The following is a 24,876-nucleotide window of genomic DNA, read 5'->3' on the forward strand; positions in this document are numbered from 1 at the left end:
CGAGTGCTCAGGCACCCGCGTAGCGGACCGCCCCGCCCACCCAGCGCTGAACGATGCGGTCGGCCAGCGCCGGCGATTCGGCCAGCAGGCGATCGGCCATCTCGCGCACCTGCGGCAGCAGTGCCGCGTCGCGCGCCAGATCCGCGACCCGGAACGTCGCCAGGCCGGTCTGCCGCGTGCCCAGCAGTTCGCCGGGGCCGCGCAGTTCCAGATCCTTCTCGGCGATGACGAAACCGTCGTTGGTCTCGCGCATGGTCGCCAGGCGTTGCTTGGCCATCTGCGAGAGCGGCGCCTGGTACATCAGCACGCAGGTCGAGGCGGCCGCGCCGCGCCCGACCCGCCCGCGCAACTGGTGCAGCTGCGCCAGGCCGAGGCGCTCGGCGTTCTCGATGATCATCAGCGAGGCGTTGGGTACGTCCACGCCGACCTCAATCACGGTGGTCGCGACCAGCAGATCGCTCTCGCCCTGCTTGAACGCACGCATCGCCGCCTGCTTCTCCGCCGCCTTCATGCGTCCGTGGACGAGCGCGATGCGCAGTTCCGGCAGGGCGGCGGAGAGCTGTTCGTAGGTGGTCTGCGCGGCCTGCGCGATCACCTCGTCGCTGTCGTCGATCAGTGTGCACACCCAGTACGCCTGGCGCCCCTCGGCGCAGGCGGCGCGGATGCGCTCGACCAGTTCGGGACGGCGCTCGGCGCTGAAGGCGACGGTATGCACGGGCGTGCGGCCGGGGGGCAGTTCGTCGATCGCCGAAACATCGAGATCGGCGTAGGCGGCCATCGCCAGCGTGCGCGGGATGGGCGTCGCGGTCATGACCAGTTGATGCGGCACCGACTTCCCGCTGGCCCCCTTGTCGCGCAGCGCCAGCCGCTGGTGCACGCCGAAGCGGTGCTGCTCGTCGACGATGGCCAGGGCAAGGTCCTTGAAGGTCACCGCTTCCTGCATCAGTGCATGCGTTCCCACCACCACTTGGGCCTTTCCGGTGGCGACCTCGTCCAGCACCTGCGCGCGCGCCTTGCCGGTGACCTTGCCGGCCAGCCACGCGACCCGGATACCCAACGGTTCCAGCCATTGCCGCAGGTTGGCCAAATGCTGCTCGGCCAGCAGTTCGGTGGGTGCGGCCAGCGCCGCCTGCCGGCCGGCTTCCACCGCCAGCATCGCCGCCATCGCGGCGACCACGGTCTTGCCGCTGCCGACGTCGCCCTGCACCAGCCGCAGCATCGGCGAGGGCAGCTTCAGGTCCTCGCGGATCTGCTTGAACACCCGTTGCTGCGCGCCGGTCAGGCGGAACGGCAGCGATTTCGCCAGTTGCGCGGCCAGGGTGCCGCGCCCGTTCAGCGCCGGTGCGTGATGGCGCTGCAGGGCGATGCGCTGGCGGCGCAGGCTGACGTGATGGGCCAGCAGTTCCTCCAGCGCCAGCCGCCGCTGGGCCGGATGCCGCCCCAGCGACAGGGCCTGCAGATCGGCGTCGCGCGGCGGGCGGTGCATGACCAGCAGCGCCTCGCGCAGCGACGGTAGCCCGGATTCACGCAGCAGGGCTGTGGGCAGCAGTTCCAGCGCGACATCGTCCGGCAGGCGATCCAGTGCCTGGCCGACCAGTTTGCGCAGGCTGGCCGGCCCCACGCCTTCCACGGCCGGATAGATGGGATCCAGCGCCTCGCCGAGGGCGATCTCGGCATCGGCGTCGAGCACGCGATAGCTGGGATGGACGATCTCCAGGCCATGCTGGCCCGGCTTGGGCGTGCCGTAGCAGCGCACCCGGGTGCCCGGCGCGAACTGCGCCACCTGCGCCGCACGGAAATGGAAGAACCGCAGCACCACCGTGGCATGCGAATCGTCGCCGATCGCCACCCGCAACACCGGCCGGTAGCGGAAACCGCGCTCGACCGCCTCCACCCGCCCCTCCAACTGCGCGGGCACGCCTGGGCGCAGCGCGCGGATCGGCGTCAGCGCGGTGCGATCCTCGTAGCGCAGAGGCAGGTGCAGCCAAAGATCCTGCAAGGTCAGCAGGCCGCGCGCCGCCAGCTTTTCGGCGATGCGCGCGCCCACGCCTTTCAGCGACGCGATCGGAAGACGGGCCACCTCGTCGGCCCCGGGAATGGCATGCGGCATGGTGCAAGCATGCCGGGTATCGCGGTGCGATTGCCAGTCCGCGGCGGTTCCGGCGCGCGGCCGGAACCGCCCGCCGGCATCAGAACCGGGCGCTGAACTCCACGCCGACCTGGCGCGAGGCCGAGATCGAGGCGAACGGCGTGCCCAGCACCGAGGCGGAAATGTTGTTCACCCCGGTCACGTAGCGCTTGTCGAACACGTTGTTGCCGTACACGCCGACGCCCCACATGCCATCGGCCGAGGACCACTGCACGCGCATGTCGGTGCGGTTCTGCGCCTCGCCGGTGCGGAAAGCCGGGCTGGCCTGGCAGGTGCCCTGGGTTTCGGACTCGGCGTTGCAGCGGCTCTTGCCGCGGTAGGCGTGCAGCAGCGAAAAACGCACGTCGCCGCCGTCGTCCAGGTTCCAGGTATAGCCGGCGCCGAACGACGCCGACAGGTAAGGCTCGCCGGTCGGATCGCCGGAAATGTCGCGGCCGTTGGTGGACAGGCCATCCTTGTAGGTGGCGTCGATGAACGAGGTGTTGAAGGTCAGGTCCAGGCCGGTGACCGGCCGCCACTGCAGGTCCACGTCCACGCCCCAGGCCTGCATGTCGCTGGTATCCACCACATAGCGGGGCACGCCGGAGCCGGCGGTATTGAGGTCCAGGCTTATCGCCTGGCGATCCTTGTAGACGTAGTAGTAGCTGGACGCATTGAGCGACAGCTTCTGTTCCGGGAACACGGTCTTGACGCCGAACTCCGCGTTCCAGACGTCCTCGTTGTCGAACTGCGACTGCGGCTGCACGCTGTTGAAACCGCCGGCCTTGTAGCCCTTGGCCAGCGAGCCGAACACCATGGTGTTGTCGTTGATCGCGTAGTCGACGACGAAGCGCGGGCTGACATCGGTCCACGACTTCTTCCGGCTGTTCCGCACACCATCCAGTTCACCGAAGGCGAACACGAAATCGCGCTGGAACAGATCAGGCGTGATCGGGAAGTCGGGAAACATCTGCTGCAACAGCTCGAAGAAGCCCTGTTGCTCCAGCATCGCCACGGTGGCATCCAGCGTCGCCGCCTCGCGCGGGCCGTTGAACCAGGAGAACTCCTTGCGATCGTGGGTCAGGCGCAGGCCGAAGGTCAGGTTGAGCCGATCGTTGACGTGCCAGATGACGTCGCCGAACGCCGCGTATGCCTCGGCCTTGCCCTCGTTGACCATGCTCTCGCGCCAGGGGTGTCCCTGGAACCGCAGGGGCAGGCCCGCCCCTTCCAGTACCTGGTCCAGCAACGCGATGACGTTAAGCCCGCCGAAATCCGGAAGGTTGCCCATCGCGGTACCCACGCTGTCGGTGAACAGGTTGGTCTCGCTGGTCTGGTCGGCCTCCTCCTTGAACCAGCTGGCGCCGGCCACCCAGTCGAACTTGCCGGACACGCCGGAGAACTTGAACTCCTGGTAGTAGCTGCGGTTGCTCTCGATGTTGGCGGTGTCGAAATAGAGGTTGATGCGGTTGGTGCCGTCCTCGTCTTCGCGGTTCACGGTGTCGAAATCACGCACGGCGGTGGTCGACTGCAGGCTGCCCCAAGGGAAGGCGTGGTCGATCTGCAGGGTCAGGCCGTTGAAGGTGCGTGATTCCTCGTTGTGGACCACGTCGTTGAAAACCGGAGCCTTCAGCGGGTTCCGATAGGTCAGCGGATTGGCGGGATACGGAGCCGGGGCCGGATACGGGTCCAGCGCCACCAGGCCGACCGCCGGACGCGCCAGCTGGTCGATGTTCTCGTAGTCCCAGGACAGGTTGAGGGTGGTCGACTCGCCCAGATCCGAACGCCAGGCCGCGCGCAGCGCCATCGTGTCCTCGGGGTTGAGCCGGTCACCGGTCGCGGCATCGGTCATCCAGCCGTCGCTGTGGTTGGACAGTGCGCTGAAGCGCAGCGCGTGACGCTCCCCGAAGGGGACATTGAACAATCCGGACAGATAGCGGCGACCATCCTCGCCCACCCGGATGCGGGCATTGCCTTCCGCCACGTTGCTCGGCTTGTTGGTGATGATGGACACCGCGCCGGCGGCGCTGTTGCGGCCGAACAGGGTGCCCTGCGGCCCCTTCAGCACTTCGATGCGCTCGATGTCGTTGAACGCCAGCATCGCTCCGCCCGTGCGGGCCGAATAAACGCCGTCGATATAGACGCCCACGGCCGGATCGGTGCCGATGCCGAAGTCGCCGGTGGAAATGCCGCGGATGGCGTAGCGCGGCTGGGTCGGACTGCCGTCGCTGACCTCCAGGCCGGGCACGAACATGTCCAGGTCGCCGATGTCGGCGGCCGCGACCTGGTCGATCATCTCGCCGTTGAGCACGTTGATCGCGATCGGCACGTCCTTCAGTTCCTGTTCGCGGCTCTGCGCGGTCACCTTGATGGTGTCCAGCGTGGTCGCATCGTCGGGCGCGGCGGCGGCCTGCCCCCATGCGGTACCCGACACGCCCAGCAACACGCAGCTTCCGAACAGGGCGCGCCGCAGCCCCACCACCAGACACCGTTGATTCAACTTCATCACTCCCTCCCAGAAGCGTTGTGTTCCTACGGATGTTTCCCTCAAATGGACGCCGGTACCGCTTCTCCCCCCGGCGCCTCCCCATCGCAACTGCCATGCTGCGCGCGAATCCAGGCATCGATCAGTTCCACGCCTTCGCGATGCACCACCGAGCGCCCCAGTTCCGGCATCATCACCGCCGGATCGGCGCTGTCCATGCGGAAGCTGAGAATCGATTCGTCCGGCTTGCCCGGCTCGATGTCGTGCCGCCGGTCGCCAGTGCCCTTGCCGGCGGCGATCGGCTGCTTGCAGAAACCCAGCTTCAGGCGCTCCCGGGTGCCCGCGTCCAGCCACAGGCCGGAAGTGATCGCCGGTCCGGTCGGGCTGTGGCAATGCCCGCAGTTGACGTCCAGGTAGGCGCGCGCGCGCGCGTCGAGGCCGGCGTTCGTGTCCATCCAGTCGGCATCGCGCGGTGCCTGCGCAGGTGCGGGCGCGCCGGTCAGGTAGCCGATCCGGGCCAGGTGCGCGAGCTGGTTCTCGCGACCATCGCCATAGTCGAAATCCCGGTTCAAATGACGCGCCTTCGGCCCGATCGGCGACAGTTGCCGCGACCGGTTGTCGGTCATGTGGCAGCCGCCGCACTGGTTCTGGTCGGGTACCTGGTAGGACGCTTCCTCGCGCTCGCCGGAAGCGTCGACCAGTTCCAGCGAGATCAGATCACCGGTGCGCTTGAGCGTGGCTTCGGTCTGGGCTTCGTTCCAGACGTACGGCATCGCCACCCAGCCCGATTCGCGCCGCACCAGCAGGCGGGTTTCGATCAGGCGCACCTTCGACAGGTCCAGCGACTCCTGCTTCAGCATGCTGGCCGAGGGCGGGGTGCGCGCCACCGAGCGGCCATCCCATGCCTGTCCTTCCGGCAGCGGGTAGTAGAAGGTCTTGCTGATGATGGTGCCGACCGGGAAGTCGAAGGCGGCGTCGGCCCGATAGGCCGCCGCCTTGCCCTTCGGCATCCAGATGGTGCGCAGCTTGTGCGCGTAGTCGCTGAACAACGGGGTGTTGAGATCGTAGGGCACGACGCCGCCATTCAGGCGCAGCCGGCCGTTCTCGATGCGCAGCACGTGCCAGTCGTCCAGGCTGGCCGGCTGGCCCTCGGCGAAGAAAGTCACTTCCTGCTGACGCTTGCAGCTCGTGATCAACCCGGCGGCCAACAGCGCGCCGATGGCCATCCACGCGGCCCGGTACTTCCGCATCGTGATCAACCCCGCTTCAGGTCCACCGCCGGCAGGCGCGGCAGTTCGCACTGATGGGACCGGGTGTCCTTGCTCGGGCTCTTGTAGCCGCCGGGGCCGTCGGCGTTGATCACGCCGCTGACGTCGCGCAGGCAGATCTCCGGTCCACGCGCCTGGCCATCGACCTTGCGGTCCTTGTTGAAATAGCCATCCCACAGCACGTCCGGGAAGTTGCCGCGCAACCCGTACATCGCCACCTTCAGCGCCTTCAGATCGAAACCGTCGGGCGAATCACCGCCGCCGGACAGGGTGTTGCCATGCACATAGATGCGCTCCGGATACGGATCGAAGGTTTCCGACTTGCTCGAATCCTTGTAGCCGGTGGAGTAGACACTGGAGATGATGATGTTGGTGGTCGCGTTGTCGCGGATCTCGTTGCCGAAGATCTCGATGTCGTCGTTGGAATTGACCACGATGCCGGAACCGGCCGGCACGCTCGCCACCGGCGTACCCTTGGCGCCGAAGTTCTCGTGGTTGTTGGCGATGACCTTGTTGTTGAACACGCGGATGTTGCCACCCTGCTGCTTCAGCCCGGGCATGTTGAACACCAGGATGCCGCCGGTGTTGCCGGTGGCGACGTTGTCGTGGACGTCGGCGTTGATGGTGTTCTCGATCTCGATGCCCGCCACGTTCTTCTCGGCGCGGCTGCGACGCACGATGACGCCGTCGGACTGGCCCACGTAGATGCCGGCATCCGAGGCACCGATGGATACCGAATCCTCGATCAGCACGTTCTTCGTCAGCACCGGATACAGCCCGTAGGCACCGTTCTTGGTGCTGGGACCGCCGGTCCATTCGACCTTCACCCCGCGAATGGTGATGTTCTCCGATTCGCTGATCTTCAGGCCATCGCCCTTGGAGTCCTGGATGGTCAGGTTCTCGATGGCGAAGTCGTCGCCGTTGACCAGCAGGCCCTCGGCGCCGGCCTTCTGGCCCTTGAAGCTGAGCACGGTCTTGTCCATGCCGGCGCCGCGGATCGTCACGCCGTCCGCGCGCAGGGTCAGGCTGCGATCGAAATGATAGGTGCCGGCGGGAATCTCGATGACCTCGCCGGGCTTGGCGTCGAGCAGCCGCTCGTGGAGTTGCCGGGCGAAGTCCGTGCTGGCCGCATCCGCCTTCGGTGCCTGTTCGTCGCCCTTCGGCTGGCAGGCGGCCAGCGCCAGTGCCAGACCCGCCATCAACATCGTCCGCTGCATCGCGTTCCCTCCCCGGTCCTCGCGCGGCGGCCGGCGGCCACCATACGCGTGCGAATTCAGTAATTGAGAGTCTTGTCCCACTGGTTTCCCTGAAGTAGGGCAGGAGCGGCATACTTGGGGGGGCAAAGCGGACAAGCTGGAGGGGCTTCGATGCGCCGTAAACTGGGCCTGGACGGGGGCAATCGCCTGTCCATCGCCAACCTGCCGACCAACATGCTGTGCAGCCTGGTGCTGCTGGCGGGCGAGTTGGGCGTGAACTGCGAGTCCTGGTTCAGCGGGCTCCGCCTGACCCCGCGGGAGATCCAGGATCCGCTGGCACGGGTCTCCTACCGGCAGGCGACCGAGGTCATCCGCCGCGCGCTGCCGACCCTGCCCATCGAGGACGTGGGCCTGACCCTGGGCGGCAACCAGAACGGCGCCAACTTCGGCCTGCTGGGCCTGGCGATGCGGATGGCGCCGAATTTCGGCGAGGCGGTCAACATCGGCCTGACCTACCAGCGCAACCTGGGGCCGCTGATGGACCTGCAGTTGCTGCAGGAAGATCCCGAAGTGGTGTCGGTGGTGGCGACCACGCCGCTGGATCTGCCGGAGATCCTGCCGTTCCTGTGCGAGGAGATGTTTTCCAGCGTGCTGATGCTGGCGCGGGAACTGGCCGGCCCGGAATTTCATCCGGTGCGGCTGGATCTGACCTACCCCGCTCCGGCCTATGCCAGCAAATACAGCCGGATGTTCGAATGCGAGGTGCGGTTCCGCCAGGGCCAGAACCGGATGCTGGTGGATCGCAGCTGGTTCTCGCTGCCGTTCACCAGCTACAACCCGGTCGGCTCGCAGCAGGTGCTGGCGCTGTGCCACGCGCAACTGGCAGCGGTGGCGACCTCGGGCGAGGCGACCGCGGCGGTGGAACGACAGCTGCGACCACGCTTGCGCGAAAACCCGCAGATGACCGAGATCGCGACCGCGCTGCACCTCAGCGAGCGCACCCTGCGCCGGCAATTGGCCGACGAAGGCCAGCGCTTCAGCGACATCCACGACCGGGTACGCACCGATCGCGCACTGGAATTGTTGCAGGATCGCGAACTGACCATCGCCTACATCGGCACCCAGCTGGGCTTCAACGACGTGCGCGAATTCCGCCGCGCATTCAAGCGCTGGACCGGGCACACGCCCAGCGAGGCGCGCGATCGGATGGTGTGATCGCGCGCCGGGGTCAACGGCGGGCGGTCAGCCGACCACCATCACCGCGTCAACCTCGAACGCCGCGCCCTTGGGCAGGCCGGCCACCTCAATGGTGGAGCGCGCCGGAAACGGCGCCTGGAAGTAGTCCTGCATCACCGCGTTGACCTTGGCGAACTCGCCCAGGTCGGTCAGGTACAGGCCCAGGCGGACGACGTCGCCCAGCGAACCGCCGGCCGCCTCGGCCACCGCCTTGAGATTATCGAACGCGCGGCGCGCCTGCGCCTCGATGTCGCCCTCGACCAGGTTGCCGGTGGCCGGATCCAGCGGAATCTGCCCGGAGAAATACACGGTGTTGCCGGCGCGCACCGCCTGCGAATACGGGCCGATGGCGGCGGGCGCCTGTTCCGTGTGGATGATCTGCTTGCTCATGGGGCGCTCCTGACGGGAAAGGCGGGGATTTTAACCGAGGCAGCAATCCGGCACGGTACACGCCATCCCCTTGTGGGAGCGACGTGAGTCGCGACGGGATGTACCGGGCGACCGCAATCGCGACTCACGTCGCTCCCACAGGGCGAAATCCGGGCACCGGAAAGGCAGCGGAGCGAGATCCGCTCTACTGGCGGCGGACGCCGTGGACGACGTTGAGGCGGCGCAGGCGACGCATCACTTCGGCCAGGTGGTTGCGGTCGCGCACCTGGATGGAGAAGCGCAGCACCGCCACGTTGATGTCGCGCTCCAGGTATTCCACCCGCTCGATGTTGGACTGGCTCTTGGCCACCGCGGCGGCGACCTGGGCCAGGACGCCCGGACGGTTTTCAACGTCGATCAGCAGCGAGGCGTCGTAGTCGCCAGTGACGTTGGCGTCCCAGGCGATCGGCACCCAGCGCTCGGGTGACTTGCGGAATTCGGTGACGTTGGGACAGTCCATCCGGTGCACCACGATGCCCTTGCCGGCGGTGTGGTAGCCCATGATCTCGTCGCCGGGAATCGGCTGGCAGCAGTTGGCGAAGCTGACCACGCCGCGCTCGGTGCCCTTGATCAGGATCTTTTCCTGCGAGTGGCGCGAGTGCGCGCCGGCACGCAGTTCGGCGTGCGCGGTCAGTGCCTGCGCGGCCTGTCCCGGCATCCAGTTGCCGAGCGCGATGTCGGCCAGGAAGGCTTCCAGGCGCGGATAGCGGTGCTCGGCCAGGAAGGTGTCCAGCCGCTGTTGCGGCAACCGCTCCAGCGAACTGTCCAGTTCCTCCAGCGCGCGATCCAGCATGCGGTGGCCCAGCTGCACGGCGTCCTCATGCTCCAGTTGCTTGAGCTGGTGGCGGATCGCGGTGCGGGCCTTGCTGGTGACCACGAACTCCAGCCACTGCGGCTTGGGCGCGGCGGACTTGGCGGTGATGATCTCCACGCTCTGGCCGCTGGCCAGCTTGGTGCGCAGCGGCACCAGCTTCTTGTCCACGCGCGAGGCCACCGCCTGGTTGCCGACATCGGTGTGCACCGCGTAGGCGAAGTCCAGCGCGGTGGAGTTGCGCGGCAAGGACAGGATCTTGCCCTTGGGCGTGAACAGGTAGACCTCGTCCGGGAACAGATCGACCTTGACGTTCTCCAGGAACTCCAGCGACGAGCCGGCGGCGCGCTGGTTGTCGATCAGTTCGCTGATCCAGGCGTGCGCGCGGTTCTGCGCGCTGTTGGGCGAATCGGTACCGAACTTGTAGGTCCAGTGCGCGGCGATGCCGCGCTCGGCGATGAGATCCATCTCCTGGGTGCGGATCTGCACCTCGATCGGCGAACCGTAGGGGCCGAACAGCACCGTGTGCAGCGACTGGTAGCCGTTGGCCTTGGGAATGGCGATGAAGTCGCGGAAGCGACCGTCCAGCGGCTTGTACTGCGCGTGCACCGCGCCGAGGGCGTGGTAGCAGGAAGGCACCGAATCGACTACCACGCGGAAGCCGAAGACATCCATCACCTGGTCGAAGCTTTTGCCCTCCGCGCGCATCTTGTTGTAGATGCTCCACGGGGTCTTGATGCGGCTCACCAGGCGATGTTCGATGCCCTCCTTGGTAAGTCGCTGGGACAAATGCGCCTCGATCTGCGCCATCGACTCGCGGCGCATGACCGGCTGGCTGCGGATGTGCTTGTCGATCACCGCGTGCCGCCACGGATGCAGCGCGCGGAAGCCGAGATCCTGCAGCTCCGACTTGACCAGGTTCATGCCCAGCCGCTGGGCGATGGGCGCGTAGATTTCCAGGGTCTCGCGGGCGATGCGCTGGCGCGCCTCGGCGCTCTGCGCGCCCAGCGTGCGCATGTTGTGCAGGCGGTCGGCCAGCTTGATCATGATGACGCGCAGATCGCGCGACATCGCCAGCAGCATCTTGCGGAAACTCTCGGCCGCGGCCTCCTGGCGGTCGCGGAACTTCAGCTTGTCCAGCTTGGTGACGCCGTCCACCAGTTCCGCCACCGACTCGCCGAACTCGCCGGCGATGGCCTCGCGGGTAAGCGGGGTGTCCTCGATGGTGTCGTGCAGGATCGCGGCGATCAGGGTCTCCGCGTCCATGCCCAGTTCGGCCAGCACGCCGGCCACCGCGACCGGATGGGTGATGTAGGGCTCGCCCGACTTGCGGGTCTGGCCTTCATGCGCGGCGGCGCCGACCTCCCAGGCACGGCGCAGCAGCGGCAGCTGTTCCTTGGGCAGGTATCGGGCGGTCTTTTCGAATTGGGCGAGATAGTCCGGCACGCCATCGTTGCGCGATGAAGCGGGAGTGCGGAGCGCCTTGGCGGTACGGCCTGGGTTCATGCCGCCAGCCTAGTGCAGACGTGGCGGTACGGCAAACCCGGAAAACGCGAAAAGCCCGCTCGCGCGGGCCTTTCCGACAAGTGTGACCTGGCGGTGCCGCCCCTCGGGTGACGGGCGGCGTCCGGCGTCAGTCGTCGCCCTTGGACATGTCGTCGTCGGCGACCACTTCGGCGGCGGCCCATTCCAGCGCTTCGCGCTCGGCGCGCTCGCGCTCGGCCTTCTCGACGCGATCGATCAGATCGTTGTCGATCTTGCGGGCGGCGATTTCACGCAGCGCCAGCACGGTGGGCTTGTCGGCGGTTTCGCTGTTGTCGATGGTGGACTCGACGCCATTGGCGAGCTGGCGGGCGCGCTTGGCGGCCATCGTGACCAGTTCGAAACGGTTGTTGACGACTTCCAGGCAATCTTCGACGGTGATGCGGGCCATGCGGGCTCCCGGCGACCCGGGGGTCGCGCGATGAATAGGGAAAGGGGCGGCGATTGTACGGCCTCGGCTGGCCCGAGGCAACCGTTTCTTTACAAATCAGTCAGTTAGCAGCCCACGCGGCCCCTACTCGGCCAGCAGCGCCCCGATCAGCGCCTCGTGCCGCTGCTGCTGGGCTTCCCGGCGCAGGCGGCTGGCGGTGAAGATGGCATGCATCTGGTCGCAAGCGGTGTCGAACACGTCGTTGACGATCACGTAGTCGAACTCGTCGTAGTGCGACATCTCCTCGCGTGCCGCCGCCAGCCGGCGCTGGATGACCTCCTCGCTGTCCTGGCCGCGTGCGCGCATGCGCTGTTCCAGCGCATCGCGCGAAGGCGGCAGGATGAACACGCTGACCGCGTCGGGCACCTTCTCGCGCACCTGGCGCGCGCCCTGCCAGTCGATTTCCAGCAGCACGTCCTTGCCGGCGCACAGCTGCGGTTCCACCGACTGCCGGGCGGTGCCCTTCCAGTCGCCGTGGACCAGCGCGTATTCGAAGAAGTCGCCGGCGCGGATCATCGCCTGGAACTCGTCGGCGTTGATGAAGTGGTAATGCTGGGCGTGGCGCTCGCCCGGACGCGGCGCGCGCGAGGTGAAGGAAATCGACAGGGCGATTTCCGGATCCCGCGCCAGCACGGCGTTGACGATGCTGCTCTTGCCGGCGCCCGAGGGCGCGGCAACGATGTAGAGGGTGCCGCGGCGGCTCATTCGATGTTCTGCACTTGTTCGCGGATCTGGTCGATCAGGACCTTCAGTTCCACCGCCAGGTTGGTGGTGCGCGTGTCCACCGACTTCGAACCCAGCGTGTTGGCCTCGCGGTTGAATTCCTGCAACAGGAAATCCAGCCGGCGGCCGACCGGCTCGGCCTGCTTGAGGACGCGGCGGATTTCCTTGACGTGGCTGTCTAGCCGGTCCAGTTCCTCGTCCACGTCCAGCTTCTGCAGCCACAGCACCAGTTCCTGCTCCAGCCGGCCGGGATCGGCGGGCTGGGACAGCTCGGCCAGCCGCGCTTCCAGCTTCTGCCGCTGGCCGGCGCGGATGATCGGCAACAGTTCGCGCACGTCGGCGGCGCGGGCGGCGATCGCGTCGACGCGCTCCAGGATGGCGGCGACCAGCTTCTGTCCCTCGCGTTCGCGGGCGACGACGAACTGCTCGACCACCGCGTCCACCAGCGCCAGCGCCTCGGCCTGCAGGATCGCCTGATCCACCGCCTTGCTCTGCACCACGCCGGGGAACTGCAGCAGATCGGTGAACTCCGTGCGCAGGGCCGGGAACCGCGCATGCAGGTCCAGCGCCAGCTCGGACAGCTGGGCGACCAGCGCGGGATTGATCTGCAGCGCGCCCTCGCCCTCCGGCGCGCGCAGGCGCAGGGTGAAGTCCAGCTTGCCGCGCGACACCCGCGCGGACACGCGTTCGCGCAGCGCCGGTTCCAGCGCGCGCAGTTCCTCGGGCAGGCGCGTGCCCAGCTCCAGGAAACGATGGTTGACCGCGCGCAGTTCGCCGGTCAGCGTGCCACCGGAAGTGGCGCGTTCGACGGCGGCGAAGGCGGTCATGCTGCGGATCATGGGAAACCCGGTCGGATCGAAAGCGCGAATGGTACCCTAGCGCGCCCCGGTCGGCCGAATCGGCGGGCCGTCCGGCCCACGCGGTCATCCGCTCCTTCCTCCAGTCGAGTTCCCTGCATGTCCGTCCTTCGTCCCAGCGGCCGCCTTCCCGATCAGATGCGCGAGGTCCGCATCGAGCGCGGCTACACGCGCCACGCCGAAGGCTCGGTGCTGATCCGCTTCGGCGAGACCCGGGTGCTGTGCACCGCCAGCGTCGAGAACAAGGTGCCCTCGTTCCTGCGCGGCAAGGGCGAGGGCTGGGTCACCGCCGAATACGGCATGCTGCCGCGCGCCACCCATACCCGTGGCGATCGCGAAGCCTCGCGCGGCAAGCAGGGCGGTCGCACGCTGGAAATCCAGCGCCTGATTGGCCGCGCGCTGCGCGCCTGCGTGGATCGCGCCGCGCTGGGCGAACGCACCATCACCCTGGACTGCGACGTGATCCAGGCCGACGGCGGCACCCGCACCGCCGCCATCACCGGCGCCTACGTGGCGCTGGCCGATGCGATCGGCTGGCTGCGCCAGCGCAATGAAATCAAGCGCGACGTGCTGCTCGGCGCGGTCGCCGCGGTCTCGGTGGGCATCTACCGAGGCGCACCGGTGCTGGACCTGGATTACGCCGAGGACAGCGACTGCGACACCGACATGAACATCGTCATGAACGATGGCGGCGGCTTCATCGAGTTGCAGGGCACCGCCGAAGGACACGCCTTCCGCCGCGACGAACTGGACGCGCTGCTGGCGCTGGGCGGGAAGGGCACCGCCGAGCTGTTCGCGGCCCAGCGCGCGGCACTGGCGGGCTGACGCCCCGCGCAAGCATTCCCTCCCTCCACCGGTTCAATCCGATGCGCCAGACGCTCAGCCTGATCACCGTCGTGGTCGACGACTACGACCGGGCCATCGCCCATTACACCGGCGCGCTGGGCTTCGAGCTGCGCGAGGACACCGACCAGGGCGGCGGCAAGCGCTGGGTGCGGGTCGCTCCGCCCGGCTCGCGGGAAACCTGCCTGCTGCTGGCCGTTGCCGGCAACGACGCCCAGCGCGCGCGCATCGGCGACCAGACCGGTGGACGGGTCGGTTTCTTCCTGGAGACCGACGACTTCCATCGCGACCATGCGCGGATGCTGGCGCAAGGCGTGGAATTCCTGGAAACCCCGCGCGAGGAAAGCTATGGAACGGTCGCGGTGTTCCGCGATCTCTACGGCAACCGCTGGGACCTGCTGCAGCTCAAATCCTGATCCCCCCGAATCCCCCTGACGGATCCCCACCCGTGAAACTGGTACTCGCCTCCTCCAACGCCGGCAAGCTCGAGGAACTGCGCCACCTGCTGGCCGATACCGACATCGAGCTGATCGCCCAATCCGATCTCGGCGTCACCGACGCCGACGAAACCGCCACCACCTTCGTCGAGAACGCGCTGATCAAGGCGCGCCACGCTTCCCGCCTGACCGGCTTGCCGGCGCTGGCCGACGATTCCGGCATCTGCGTCGATGCCCTCAATGGCGCGCCCGGCCTGTATTCGGCCCGCTATGCCGGCGAGCACGGCAACGCTGGCCGCAACATCGACAAGCTGCTGGACGCGCTCAGGGACGTTCCCGACGCGCAGCGCGACGCGCATTTCTACTGCGTGCTGGTGCTGCTGCACCATGCCGACGATCCGCAGCCGCTGATCGTGGAAGGCGAATGGCGCGGGCGCATCCTGCACGAGCGCCGCGGCACCGGCGGCCACGGCTACGACCCGGTGTTCCTGGATCCGCAGCTGGGCCGCTCGGCGGCGGAACTGGAAGTGGCGCTGAAGAACCGCATCAGCCACCGCGGCCGCGCCCTGGCCGCGCTGCGCGAGCGCCTGGCCCGCGCCTGATCGCAAAACCGGCATCCCGCCGGCGGCGGGATGCGACAATGTGCCGGCCATGCTGATCCCGCCGCCGCTGTCGCTGTATGTGCACCTGCCCTGGTGCGTCCGCAAATGCCCCTACTGCGACTTCAACTCGCACCAGGGCAAGGGACCGCTGCCGTTCGACGACTACGTCGACGCGCTGATCCGGGATCTGGATTTCGACCTGCCGCTGGTCTGGGGCCGCACCGTGCATTCGGTGTTCTTCGGCGGCGGCACGCCCAGCCTTTTCCCGCCGGAGGCCATCGACCGCTTCCTGCAGGCCGCCGCGGCGCGGCTGCGATTCGCGCCGGGCCTGGAAGTCACCCTGGAAACCAATCCGGGCACCGCCGAGCACGGCCGCTTCGACCGCTACCTGGCCGCCGGGGTCAACCGCATCAGCTTCGGCATCCAGAGTTTCGATGATGGCTGCCTGCAGCGGCTCGGCCGCATCCACGACAGCGGCGAGGCCGAAGCGGCGGTGAAGCTGGCGCAGGACGCGGGTTTCGACAACTTCAACCTGGACCTGATGTACGCCCTGCCCGGCCAGACCCTGGCGATGGCCGAGCGCGATCTGGAACGCGCCTTCGCCCTGCAACCGGCGCACATCTCCCACTACCAGCTCACCCTGGAACCGAACACGGTCTTCTTCGCCCGGCCGCCGCAGGGCATTCCCGACGACGATGGCGCCTGGGAGATGCAGGCCCATTGCCAGGCGCTACTGGCCGGAGCCGGGTTCGGCCACTACGAGATCAGCGCCTATGCCCGCGAGGGCCGGCAGTGCGCGCACAACCTGAACTACTGGCGCTTCGGCGACTACCTGGGCATCGGCGCCGGCGCGCACGGCAAGATCAGCCTGGGCGCGGAGCAGGCGATCCTGCGCCGCTGGAAGGTCAAGCATCCCACCGCCTACCTGGCCGCGGCCGGGACCGCGCAGGCGCTGGGCGGCGACGATCGCATCGCGCCGGAACAGCGTCCGTTCGAGTACATGCTGAACCTGTTGCGCCTGCACGAGGGATTCCGCGTGGCCGATTTCGAACATGGCACCGGGCTTCCGCTGGCCGCCATGGAAGCGCCGCTGGCGCGGGTCGTGGCCGCCGGGTGGCTGCGGCGCGAAGGGGACCGGTTCATCCCGACCGAACTGGGCAGGCGCTTCACCAACGACGTCGTGTCGGCCTTCCTGGCCGATTGACGGCCCGCCATCACCCCTCCCCCACGCCGGGGCGGTCACGATTCCAAAATGTTGTGATAATTGTCGCCTCAGGGGAGATCCACCACGCCGTGACCGCGATACCACCACCACCGCCCAGCGCCGCCGCAGGCAGCCTCGCCGGCGCACCGCTGCCGCCGCGTGTGCGCAAGCTTCTCCGCGGCTTCTTCGATCACATCTCCAGCGACATCATCCAGTCGCTCAACGCGATGCTGCCGGAGTACGAGCAGGCCTTGTTCAAGCAGGCCGAACAGGCCCGCAGCGACAACCGCCAGGCTGAATTCTTCAGCAACCTGCGCGCGTTCCAGCGCAACCGCGGCGAGTTCGTCCCGCACTTCATGTTCGCGCTGGAAGCCGAGCTGGCCGCTGTCCGCACGCCGCCCTCGCGCACCCGCGCGACGGCACCCTCCGGCATCGAGTTCCGCACCCTGACCCTGGTGGAAGACGCCGCGATGGACGAGGAAATCGTCCTCAGCGACATCGCCCGCCGGCACGAGGCCCGCGCCTCCCAATCCCTGCTGCTGCTGGGCCAGCGCTTTGGCGCCCTCGGCGGCGCGCCCGCTTTCGACAACGAACGCCTGCCGATTGGACCGCAGGGCCTGTGCCGGATGCTCAAGCTGGCCGCGCGCACCCTGGAGCTGGACCTGGAGGAGCGCCTGCTCCTCTATCGCACCTTCGACCACAAGGTGATGGCCAACTATCAGGAGTGGGCGGAAACACTGAACCAGTACCTGTCGCAGGAAGGCGTGCTGCCCGGCCTGATCTACCTGCCCCGGCGTACCCGGGCGGTGGATGCGGCCTCGCCCGCGCGCGCCGGCGCCGATGCGGCCCGCGCCGCCGGGCGCGCCGACGCGAACAGGCCGCTCACCGGCTGGCACGGCCCGTCCACGCCATCGGCCTGGACCATCCCCACGCCCGCGCCCGGCGCCACCCCGCCGCCGCTTCCGGATGTCCCGGGCAGCCGGGGAGCGGCCGGCGACGGCCCCAGTTTCGAACTCCTGCAGCAACTGCTGGCGGTCCGGCGACAGGCGACCGCGCGCTTCAGCGAGCCGGCCGCCACCCGCTTCGCCGGAGCGGAAACCGGCGGCGCCGGCGTGCCGGCGGGAAATACCGCCGGCCCGGCCATGCCGGCGGCCGCGACCGCCGACGGCACCCGCAAGCTGGTGCCGACCCCGGAAGTGCTGTCCGCGCTGCAGGCCCTGCAGGGCACGGCCGCGCCACGCATCGAGGGCCAGCCCAAGCGGAGCCTGAAGGACATCCAGCAGGCGCTGGTCGCGCGGATGCGCCAACAGCATGGCGCCCAGGCCGCCCTGGCCGCGCCGGACTCGGACACCTTCGAACTGCTGGGCTTGCTTTACAACGAAGTCGAGCGCGAGGTGCGCCCGGAGTCGCCGGCCAGCGATCTGCTGACCCGCCTGCAGGTGCCGCTGGCGCAGGTCGCCTTGCGCGATCGCGAATTCTTCCTGCGTCCGGAACACCCTGCCCGCGAACTGCTCAACGCGGTGGCCGAATCCGGCGCCACCTGGCAGACCGACGATGATCTGGACCCGCGCCTGCTGCACCAGTTGCACCAGTCGGTGGACTTCGTGGTCAAGCACTACCAGGGCGACGAAGCGGTATTCGCCCAGGCCAACACCGAGGTGCAGCGGCACCTGGAAGCCGCGGCGCGCAAGGCCGAACTGGCCGAGCGCCGGCACATCGAGGCCGCACGCGGCAAGGAACGGCTGGAGATCGCCAAGCAGCGCGCGAGCGAAACCATCGAGACCGCCTTCAACGATCAGCAGCCGCCGCGGTTCGTCCAGGCGCTGGTCAACCAGGCCTGGGCCGACGTGCTGACCCTGACCCAGTTGCGCCAGGGCGAAAACTCGGACGAGTGGACCGAGCAACTGCAGACCACCCTGCAGATCGTCGCCGCCACCACCGCGCCGGCGGACGCGCCCAAGGACTCGCAATTGCCGGCGCGGATCGAGAAGGCGCTGTTGCAGGTCGGCTACCACGAGGACGAGGCGCAGGCCATCGCCCGCCGCCTGTCCAGCGCCGACGGCGAGGACGATGGCACCTCGCGCACCGAACTGACCGCCAAGCTGAAGGCGCGCGCGCGCCTGGGCGAGCAGAACATGATCCGGCGCGAACCGATCCAGCCGCGCTCGCCCCGGGAACAGGAGTGCTACGACCTGCTCCGCTCGCTGCCCTACGGCACCTGGTTCGAATTCACCCTCAACCAGCAGGGCGACGTGCAGCGCCAGCGGCTGTCATGGTTCAGCCCGGTCACCGGCCACGCGCTGTTCGTCAACCAGCGCGGCCAGCGCACCGGCGAGCACACGCTGGACAGCCTGGCCCGGCTGATGGCCCAGGGCCAGGCGCAGGTCGTGACCGAAGACAAGGGCCGGTTGATCGATCGCGCCTGGAACGCCACGCTGCGCGCGCTGCGCAGCCTCACTGGAATGGGCAAGGCCGCGGACATCGGAGGAAACGGCGCATGATCCAGGAATTCCGCCGTGCCCGCCGCCGCAACGTGCCCGAGCCGGTTGCGGTGATGGATACCTTCACCGACCAGCTGGTCGGCCGCCTGGGCAATGTGTCCGAGTCGGGCATGCTGCTGCTCGCCAGCGCGCCGGTGGTGGAGGACGCGATCTACCAGCTGCGTTTCCATCTTCGCCTGGGCGGCGGTCGCGAAGTGCCGATCGATGTCGGCGCGCACGTACTCTGGATGGCCGAGGCCAACACGCCCGGACAGGGTTTCGCCGGCCTGCGGTTCCTGACCATCGAACCGGCTTCGCTGGAAACCCTGCGCGCGTGGGTGAACGCGCCCGGCACGGCCTGAGCGAACGTCACGGGAAAGGCGGGCGCGGATGCGGCAAAATGCGGGTTTCGCCCGCAAGAGCCGCCGCCATGAACGCCTCCGCCCCCCAGGCCACCGAACTCGTCCCGCTGTACGCCGAACACCTGGCGTTGATGAAGCGGCGCGCGGAGGAAGCGCTGGCGCGTGGCGGTTTCGATCACCTGGTCGTGCCCAGTGGCGGCCTGCACTACCAGGTGTTCGACGATCGCGACTATCCGTACGCGGTCAACCCGCAGTTCAAGGCCTGGCTGCCGCTGACGCGGGTGCCAGACAGCTGGCTGGTGTACACGCCCGGCCAGCGCCCGAAGGTGATCTACCACCAGCCCTTCGACTACTGGCACGTGGTACCCGCCGCGCCGACTGGCTGGTGGGTGGATCATTTCGACATCCAGATCATCCGCAAGCCCGCCGACGCGCTGGCGCTGCTGCCCGGCCCGGCGGCGCGCTGCGCCATCCTCGGCGAACCGCAGAGCGCGCTGGGCGATTACCAACCCAACAATCCGGAAGCGGTGGTCAACTACCTGGAGTACCAGCGTTCGTACAAGTCCGCTTACGAAATCGCGCTGATGCGCGAGGCGCAGCGGTTGGCGGTGCGCGGGCATCGCGCGGCGGAAGCGGCGTTCCGCGAGGGCAGGAGCGAATTCGCCATCCACATGGCCTACTGCGCCGCGGTCGGCCAGGATCCCGCCGAACTGCCGTACGGCAACATCGTGGCGCTCAACGAACATGGCGCGGTGCTGCACTACATGGAACTGGATCGCCAGGCGCCCGCCGCCCCGCGCAGCTTCCTCATCGACGCCGGCGCCAGCTTCCACGGTTACGCCAGCGACATCACCCGCACCTACGCAGCCGATTCCGCCGGCGAATTCCAGGCCCTGATCGACGCGGTCGACCAGGTGCAGGTCGCGCTGGGCCAGGCGGTGCGCGCGGGCGTGGACTACAAGCAGCTGCACCTGGACGCGCACCTGCGCCTGATGGGCATCCTCAAGGATTTCGGCGTGCTGAAGGTGTCGCCGGAGGCGGCGCTGGCCAGCGGCGTCAGCTTCGCGTTCTTCCCGCACGGCCTGGGCCATCCGATCGGCCTGCAGGTACACGATGTGGCCGGTTTTGCCGAAAGCGATCGCGGCGGCCGCATCCCGCGTCCGGAAGGCCATCCCTACCTGCGCATGACCCGGGTGCTGGAACCGGGCATGGTGGTGACCATCGAGCCGGGCATCTACTTCATCGACATGCTGCTGGACGAGGCGAAGAAGAACGGCCACGCAGACAGCATCGACTGGGCGCGTGTGGATGCGTTCCGTCCCTACGGCGGCATTCGCATCGAGGATGAAGTCCTGTGCACCGACGGCGCCCCTCTCAATCTGACCCGCCCGGCCTTCGCGGCGGATTGATGACCTTTCCCCCTGTGGGAGCGACGTAAGTCGCGATGCTTTTCCTGCCTCCGGGTAAGGATTCGCGACTTACGTCGCTCCCACACCACAGGTGAGGTCTGGACGGGTTTCAGCCGGCCATCGCCGCTTCGATTTCCTCGGCGCTGCGTGCCAGGCCATCGGTCAGCACACGGTGGCCGTCGGCGGTGATGACCACGTCGTCTTCCGTGCGGATGCCGATGCCGCGCCACTTCTCGGCGACACTGGTGTCGTCCGGCGATACGTACAGACCCGGTTCGATGGTGAAGACCATGCCCGGTTCCAGCAGCCGCGATTCGCCTTCGATGCGGTAGTCGCCGACGTCGTGCACGTCCAGGCCCAGCCAGTGGCCGGTCTTGTGCCGGTAGAAGCGGCGGTAGTGGCCCTCGGCGATATTGCGCTCCAGCGATCCCTTCAGCAGGCCCAGCCGCAGCAGGCCCTCGGTCAGCACTTCGACCGCGGCGAGGTGGCCGGCTTCGTACGGCACTCCCGGCTGCGCCTGCGCCAGCGCGGCCTGCTGGGCCTGCCCGACCAGGTCGTGCAGCGCGCGCTGCGCCGGACTGAAGCGACCGTTGACCGGGAAAGTGCGGGTGATGTCGCTGGCGTAGCCGCGGAACTCCGCGCCGGCGTCGATCAGGACCAGATCACCGTCCCGGGCGACGCCGTTGTTGGCGCGATAGTGCAGCACGCAGGCATTGGCGCCGGCGCCGACGATGCTGCCGTAGGCCGGCCAGGCGTCGTTGGCGCGGAACACCCGCTCCACGTCCGCCTGCAGCTCGTATTCGTGGATGCCGGGCCGGACCGTGCGCATCGCCGCGCGGTGCGCCTCGATGCTGATGTCGGCGGCCCGCTGCATCAGCTTGAGTTCTTCCTTCGACTTGAACAGGCGCAGGTCGTGCAACAGGTGGCCGAGTTCGAGGAATTCGTGCGGCGGCTGCGCGCCCTGGCGCACCTGCGCGCGTACGTGGCGGACCCAGCCGATCAGCTTGAGATCGAAATCGGCGTCGCGCCCGAAGTGGTAATACACCCGCGAGCGCCCTTCCAGCAGGCCAGGCAGGATTTCGTCCAGATCCTCGATCGGATAGGCATCGTCCATCCCGTAGTGCTCGACCGCGCCTTCCTGCCCCGCGCGCGGGCCGTCCCAGCTCTCGCGCTCGGGATCGCGCTCGCGGCAGAACAGCAGCGTTTCGCCATGGCGGCGGCCGGGCACAAGCACCAGCACCGCTTCCGGTTCCGGAAAACCGCACAGGTACCAGAAATCCGAATCCTGCCGGTAGGGGTAATGGGTGTCGTGGCTGCGCACGCGCTCGGGCGCGGCCGGCAGCACCAGGATGGCGTCGTTGCCGGCCATCCGCATCAACTGCCTGCGACGGCGGGCGAACTCGGCCGCGGCCAGGCCGGTCTCGGCCTTCATCAGTTCAGCCGCTTGCGGTGACGCGGCCCCATCACGCAATCGCCATGCAGCAGCAGCACCGCGATGCGCACGTATTCCTCGATCTCGGACAGCGCATCCTCGTCTTCCTGGTCGTCACCGCCCTCCGGGCTGGCCTGGGCCAGCCGGGCCAGGTCCTGCAGCGCCTCGGCACCCTCTTCCGACAACGGCGGATGGGCGCCCGCGGCCAAACCGAAGCTGCCCAGGAAGCCCCGGCACCACGCGAACAGCGCGTCGGCGCGATCCACGGTGCTGGTCTCGTCGGGCAGCAGCAGTTCGAAGGCGAAGCTGCGATCTTCCAGTTGCGCCACGCTGGCCGTGCGCAGGCGATCCAGCGCGCTTTCCGGCTGCGGGGTCGGCAACTGCGGATCCGCCAGCGCGCGCGCGGGCCAGTCGGCCACGTCCGCGCCGCCGCCGGCGAGCCAGCCACACAGCGCGCCGTGGAGTTCGGCGGGGTCGGCGGCCAGGTGTTCCCGGCGCGAGGCTTCGCCGATTTCGGCGTAGGAAGGGAGATCGGACGGCTGGTGAGACATGGACTAACGCAATCCGCGAACGGAGTCGGACAGATCCCGAAGTGTAGCAATGAATTGCCCCCGGGCCGCTTGTTGTGCCTGTTCACCCGCCCCTACACTGGCCCGTCTCCAGGCTCCGGACGGCTCCCAGCGACTTCATGCTCTGCGCACTCGCCGCCGTGACGCATCCCAGCTGGCCGCTGTCGGCGCGCCTGCCGCTGCTGGCGGTGGCGCTGCTGGTACTGGCCGGGGTCGCGCTGGTCGCCACCCGCCGCTACTGGCGACCGTGGCTGGATGCCCGGCGCGCGCCGCCGGAACCCCTGCGCACCGAGTCCACCCGCACCCGCGACGAACGCCTGAAGCTGGCGCTGTGGGCCTCGGGCGAGCACTTCTGGGACTACGACCTGGTCCAGCGCAAGCTGTACCGGATGCGCGCGGACGAGACCGCCCTGCATTCCTCCGACATCACCGTGTTCACCCGCCATGGCGAAGTGCCGCCGATCCATCCCGACGACATGCCGCTGGTGATGGAACGCCTGCGCCTGCACCTGCAGGGCAAGGCGCCGTTGTTCATGTCCGAGCACCGCATGGACATGGGCCAGAACGGCAACTGGATCTGGGTGCGCGCGCGCGGTCGCGTGGTCGAGCGCGATCCGGAAGGACGTCCGGTCCGCATCGCCGGCACCGCCCGCGACATCACCCTCAGCCGCAACGCCGAGTACGAACACCGCATCGCCGGCGAAGTGATGCGCAGCATGAACGAAGCGGTGGCGGTGCTGGACTGGGCGCACCACTTCATCACCATCAATCCCGCCTTCACCCGCATCACCGGCTACAACGAGGACGAAGTGCTCGACCGGCCGGCGCGGATGCTGGACAGCGACCAGCACGACGAGACGTTCTTCGAGCGCATGAACGCCGAGCTGCTGCATACCGGCCACTGGTCCGGCGAAGTGTGGAAGGTGCGCAAGGACGGCGAGGAAATCCTCTGCCGGATCGAGACCAACGTGGTGCCCGACGCGTCCGGCGAACGCCAGCTGTACGTGCAGGTGCTGACCGACATCACCGAGCAGAAGCGCGCCGAGCAGGAACTGCGCTACCTGGCCAACTACGACACCCTGACCAGCCTGCCGAACCGCTCGCTGCTGTCCGAGCGGCTGTCGCGCGCGATTGTCCGAGCGCGGCGCGAGCAGGGTCACGTCGCGGTGCTGTTCATCGATCTGGACCGCTTCAAGGACATCAATGATTCGCTCGGCCATGCCACCGGCGACCGCATCCTGCGCGCGGCCGCCTCGCGTGTGCAGCAGACCGTCGGCGCCCAGCACACCGTCGCGCGCCTGAGCGGCGACGAGTTCACGGTGGTGCTGGAGGACATCGACTCGCTGCAGGACGCCGAGCGGATCGCCCAGCAGATCATCGAAGCCTTCCGCACTCCGCTGAACTTCGGCGAACGCCTGGAAATGTCGGTGTCGCCTTCGATCGGCATCAGCCTGTACCCGCAGCACGCGCAGGTGCCGACCGAACTGCTCAAGCACGCCGACACCGCGATGTACCAGGCCAAGGCCATGGGCCGGCACACCTACCAGGTGTATTCGGAATCGATGGACGAGAAGACCCGCCATCGCGCCATCCTCGCCAGCGCGCTGCGGCGCGCGCTGGAGCGCAACGAGCTGTCGCTGGTGTTCCAGCCGCGGCTGGCGATCACCCCGCAGCGGATCACCGCGGTGGAAGCGCTGATGCGATGGGACAGCCCGGAGTTCGGCATGGTGTCGCCGGCGCAGTTCATCCCGCTGGCGGAGGAATCCGGCCTGATCCTGGAGATTGGCGCATGGGCCCTGCGCGAATCCTGCCGGATCATGCGCAGCTGGCACGATCGCGGGCTGGAAGAACTGACCGTGGCGGTCAACATCTCGGCGATGCAGTTGCAGCGCGGCGACCTGCCGGCGGTGCTGGCGCGGATCCTGGCCGAGACCGGCATTCCCGCCGATCGGCTGGAACTGGAACTCACCGAGAGCGTGGTCATGGCCAACCCGGAACAGAACGCCGACACCCTGCGCGCCTGCCGGCGGCTCGGCATTTCCCTGGCCATCGACGATTTCGGCACCGGCTATTCCTCGCTGGCCTACCTGAAGCGTCTGCCGCTGACCACCCTGAAGATCGATCGCGAGTTCATCGGCGATCTGCCCGACGACAGCGACGACGCCGCCATCACCAGCACCATCATCACCATGGGCCGTTCGCTGGCGCTGAAGGTCATCGCCGAGGGCGTTGAAACCTACGACCAGTTCGAATTCCTGCGCGATCACGGCTGCGACGAGGTGCAGGGCCACTGGGTTTCGCGGGCGCTGGAACCGGAACAGTGTTTGCAGTTCATCCAGGAGTACTACCCCGGTTCGGGCATCCGCGCGGTCTCCTGAACGGGGCGCCCGCCGGACGCCCTTGACCGGCCTCCGGCCCCGCCCCTATCGTGCCGCC

At 68.2% G+C, this 24,876-nt stretch carries 20 protein-coding genes; 9 read left to right on the plus strand and 11 right to left on the minus strand.

Features of this window, described 5'->3' with window-relative positions; genetic code table 11:
* Positions 1-7 precede the first annotated feature (7 nt).
* The 4 genes from recG to FHW78_RS18845 form a co-directional block, all read right to left on the minus strand.
* Complete coding sequence (gene recG / locus FHW78_RS18830) at positions 8-2,110, minus strand: ATP-dependent DNA helicase RecG (protein ID WP_183644342.1); 2,103 nt, start codon at positions 2,108-2,110, stop codon at positions 8-10.
* Between the two features lie 79 nt (positions 2,111-2,189).
* On the minus strand, positions 2,190-4,631 hold the full coding sequence (locus tag FHW78_RS18835) for a TonB-dependent receptor (RefSeq protein WP_183644345.1): 2,442 nt from the start codon (positions 4,629-4,631) through the stop codon (positions 2,190-2,192).
* A 41-nt stretch (positions 4,632-4,672) separates the two neighbouring features.
* Entirely contained in the window at positions 4,673-5,860 is a 1,188-nt protein-coding gene (locus tag FHW78_RS18840; RefSeq protein WP_255443345.1) for an SO2930 family diheme c-type cytochrome, read from the minus strand.
* A gap of 5 nt (positions 5,861-5,865) precedes the next feature.
* The gene (locus FHW78_RS18845; RefSeq protein WP_255443346.1) at positions 5,866-7,077 is read right to left on the minus strand and encodes a parallel beta-helix domain-containing protein; all 1,212 of its coding nucleotides are present in this window, start codon (positions 7,075-7,077) and stop codon (positions 5,866-5,868) included.
* A gap of 168 nt (positions 7,078-7,245) precedes the next feature.
* Between FHW78_RS18845 and FHW78_RS18850 the strand changes: the two genes are divergently transcribed.
* A complete protein-coding gene (locus FHW78_RS18850; protein WP_183644351.1) occupies positions 7,246-8,289 on the plus strand; it encodes an AraC family transcriptional regulator in 1,044 nt (347 codons plus the stop codon).
* Between the two features lie 27 nt (positions 8,290-8,316).
* On the opposite strand, the gene FHW78_RS18855 is transcribed toward FHW78_RS18850, so the two are convergent.
* The 5 genes from FHW78_RS18855 to FHW78_RS18875 form a co-directional block, all read right to left on the minus strand.
* Entirely contained in the window at positions 8,317-8,700 is a 384-nt protein-coding gene (locus tag FHW78_RS18855; protein WP_183644354.1) for a RidA family protein, read from the minus strand.
* Positions 8,701-8,884: 184 nt separating this feature from the next.
* Positions 8,885-11,056 (minus strand): bifunctional (p)ppGpp synthetase/guanosine-3',5'-bis(diphosphate) 3'-pyrophosphohydrolase, encoded by a 2,172-nt coding sequence (locus FHW78_RS18860; protein WP_183644357.1) that lies wholly within the window; start codon positions 11,054-11,056, stop codon positions 8,885-8,887.
* Positions 11,057-11,183: 127 nt separating this feature from the next.
* Positions 11,184-11,483 (minus strand): DNA-directed RNA polymerase subunit omega, encoded by a 300-nt coding sequence (gene rpoZ, locus FHW78_RS18865; protein WP_183644360.1) that lies wholly within the window; start codon positions 11,481-11,483, stop codon positions 11,184-11,186.
* A gap of 123 nt (positions 11,484-11,606) precedes the next feature.
* Positions 11,607-12,227 carry a guanylate kinase gene (gmk, locus tag FHW78_RS18870; RefSeq protein ID WP_183644363.1) on the minus strand — a complete coding sequence of 207 codons (621 nt, stop codon included), beginning with the start codon at positions 12,225-12,227 and terminating at the stop codon, positions 11,607-11,609.
* A complete protein-coding gene (locus FHW78_RS18875) occupies positions 12,224-13,084 on the minus strand; it encodes a YicC/YloC family endoribonuclease (RefSeq protein WP_183644366.1) in 861 nt (286 codons plus the stop codon). Before FHW78_RS18875 ends, gmk begins: the two co-directional genes overlap by 4 nt.
* A 117-nt stretch (positions 13,085-13,201) precedes the next feature.
* Here FHW78_RS18875 and rph point away from each other — a divergent pair, with 117 nt between their 5' ends.
* The 7 genes from rph (at position 13,202) to pepQ (ending at position 20,439) form a co-directional block, all read left to right on the plus strand.
* Entirely contained in the window at positions 13,202-13,927 is a 726-nt protein-coding gene (rph, locus tag FHW78_RS18880) for a ribonuclease PH (RefSeq protein ID WP_183644369.1), read from the plus strand.
* 41 nt (positions 13,928-13,968) lie between these two features.
* Positions 13,969-14,361 carry a VOC family protein gene (locus tag FHW78_RS18885; protein ID WP_183644373.1) on the plus strand — a complete coding sequence of 131 codons (393 nt, stop codon included), beginning with the start codon at positions 13,969-13,971 and terminating at the stop codon, positions 14,359-14,361.
* 32 nt (positions 14,362-14,393) lie between these two features.
* The gene (gene rdgB / locus FHW78_RS18890; protein ID WP_183644376.1) at positions 14,394-14,984 is read left to right on the plus strand and encodes an RdgB/HAM1 family non-canonical purine NTP pyrophosphatase; all 591 of its coding nucleotides are present in this window, start codon (positions 14,394-14,396) and stop codon (positions 14,982-14,984) included.
* A gap of 49 nt (positions 14,985-15,033) precedes the next feature.
* The gene (gene hemW / locus FHW78_RS18895; RefSeq protein ID WP_183644379.1) at positions 15,034-16,188 is read left to right on the plus strand and encodes a radical SAM family heme chaperone HemW; all 1,155 of its coding nucleotides are present in this window, start codon (positions 15,034-15,036) and stop codon (positions 16,186-16,188) included.
* Positions 16,189-16,277: 89 nt separating this feature from the next.
* Positions 16,278-18,689, plus strand: a complete 2,412-nt coding sequence (locus FHW78_RS18900; protein WP_183644382.1) for a DUF1631 domain-containing protein — start codon at positions 16,278-16,280, stop codon at positions 18,687-18,689.
* Complete coding sequence (locus tag FHW78_RS18905; protein WP_183644385.1) at positions 18,686-19,030, plus strand: PilZ domain-containing protein; 345 nt, start codon at positions 18,686-18,688, stop codon at positions 19,028-19,030. Before FHW78_RS18900 ends, FHW78_RS18905 begins: the two co-directional genes overlap by 4 nt.
* Positions 19,031-19,098: 68 nt before the next feature.
* Complete coding sequence (pepQ, locus tag FHW78_RS18910; protein ID WP_183644388.1) at positions 19,099-20,439, plus strand: Xaa-Pro dipeptidase; 1,341 nt, start codon at positions 19,099-19,101, stop codon at positions 20,437-20,439.
* A gap of 109 nt (positions 20,440-20,548) precedes the next feature.
* Here pepQ and FHW78_RS18915 read toward each other — a convergent pair whose 3' ends face one another.
* The gene (locus FHW78_RS18915) at positions 20,549-21,871 is read right to left on the minus strand and encodes an aminopeptidase P N-terminal domain-containing protein (protein ID WP_183644392.1); all 1,323 of its coding nucleotides are present in this window, start codon (positions 21,869-21,871) and stop codon (positions 20,549-20,551) included.
* Complete coding sequence (locus FHW78_RS18920; protein ID WP_183644395.1) at positions 21,871-22,422, minus strand: UPF0149 family protein; 552 nt, start codon at positions 22,420-22,422, stop codon at positions 21,871-21,873. Before FHW78_RS18920 ends, FHW78_RS18915 begins: the two co-directional genes overlap by 1 nt.
* 137 nt (positions 22,423-22,559) lie before the next feature.
* Between FHW78_RS18920 and FHW78_RS18925 the strand changes: the two genes are divergently transcribed.
* Positions 22,560-24,818, plus strand: a complete 2,259-nt coding sequence (locus FHW78_RS18925) for a GGDEF domain-containing phosphodiesterase (protein WP_183644399.1) — start codon at positions 22,560-22,562, stop codon at positions 24,816-24,818.
* Positions 24,819-24,876: the final 58 nt, after the last annotated feature.

This window comes from Pseudoxanthomonas sp. OG2 (assembly GCF_014192765.1).
Classification (GTDB): Bacteria; Pseudomonadota; Gammaproteobacteria; order Xanthomonadales; family Xanthomonadaceae; genus Pseudoxanthomonas_A; species Pseudoxanthomonas_A beigongshangi.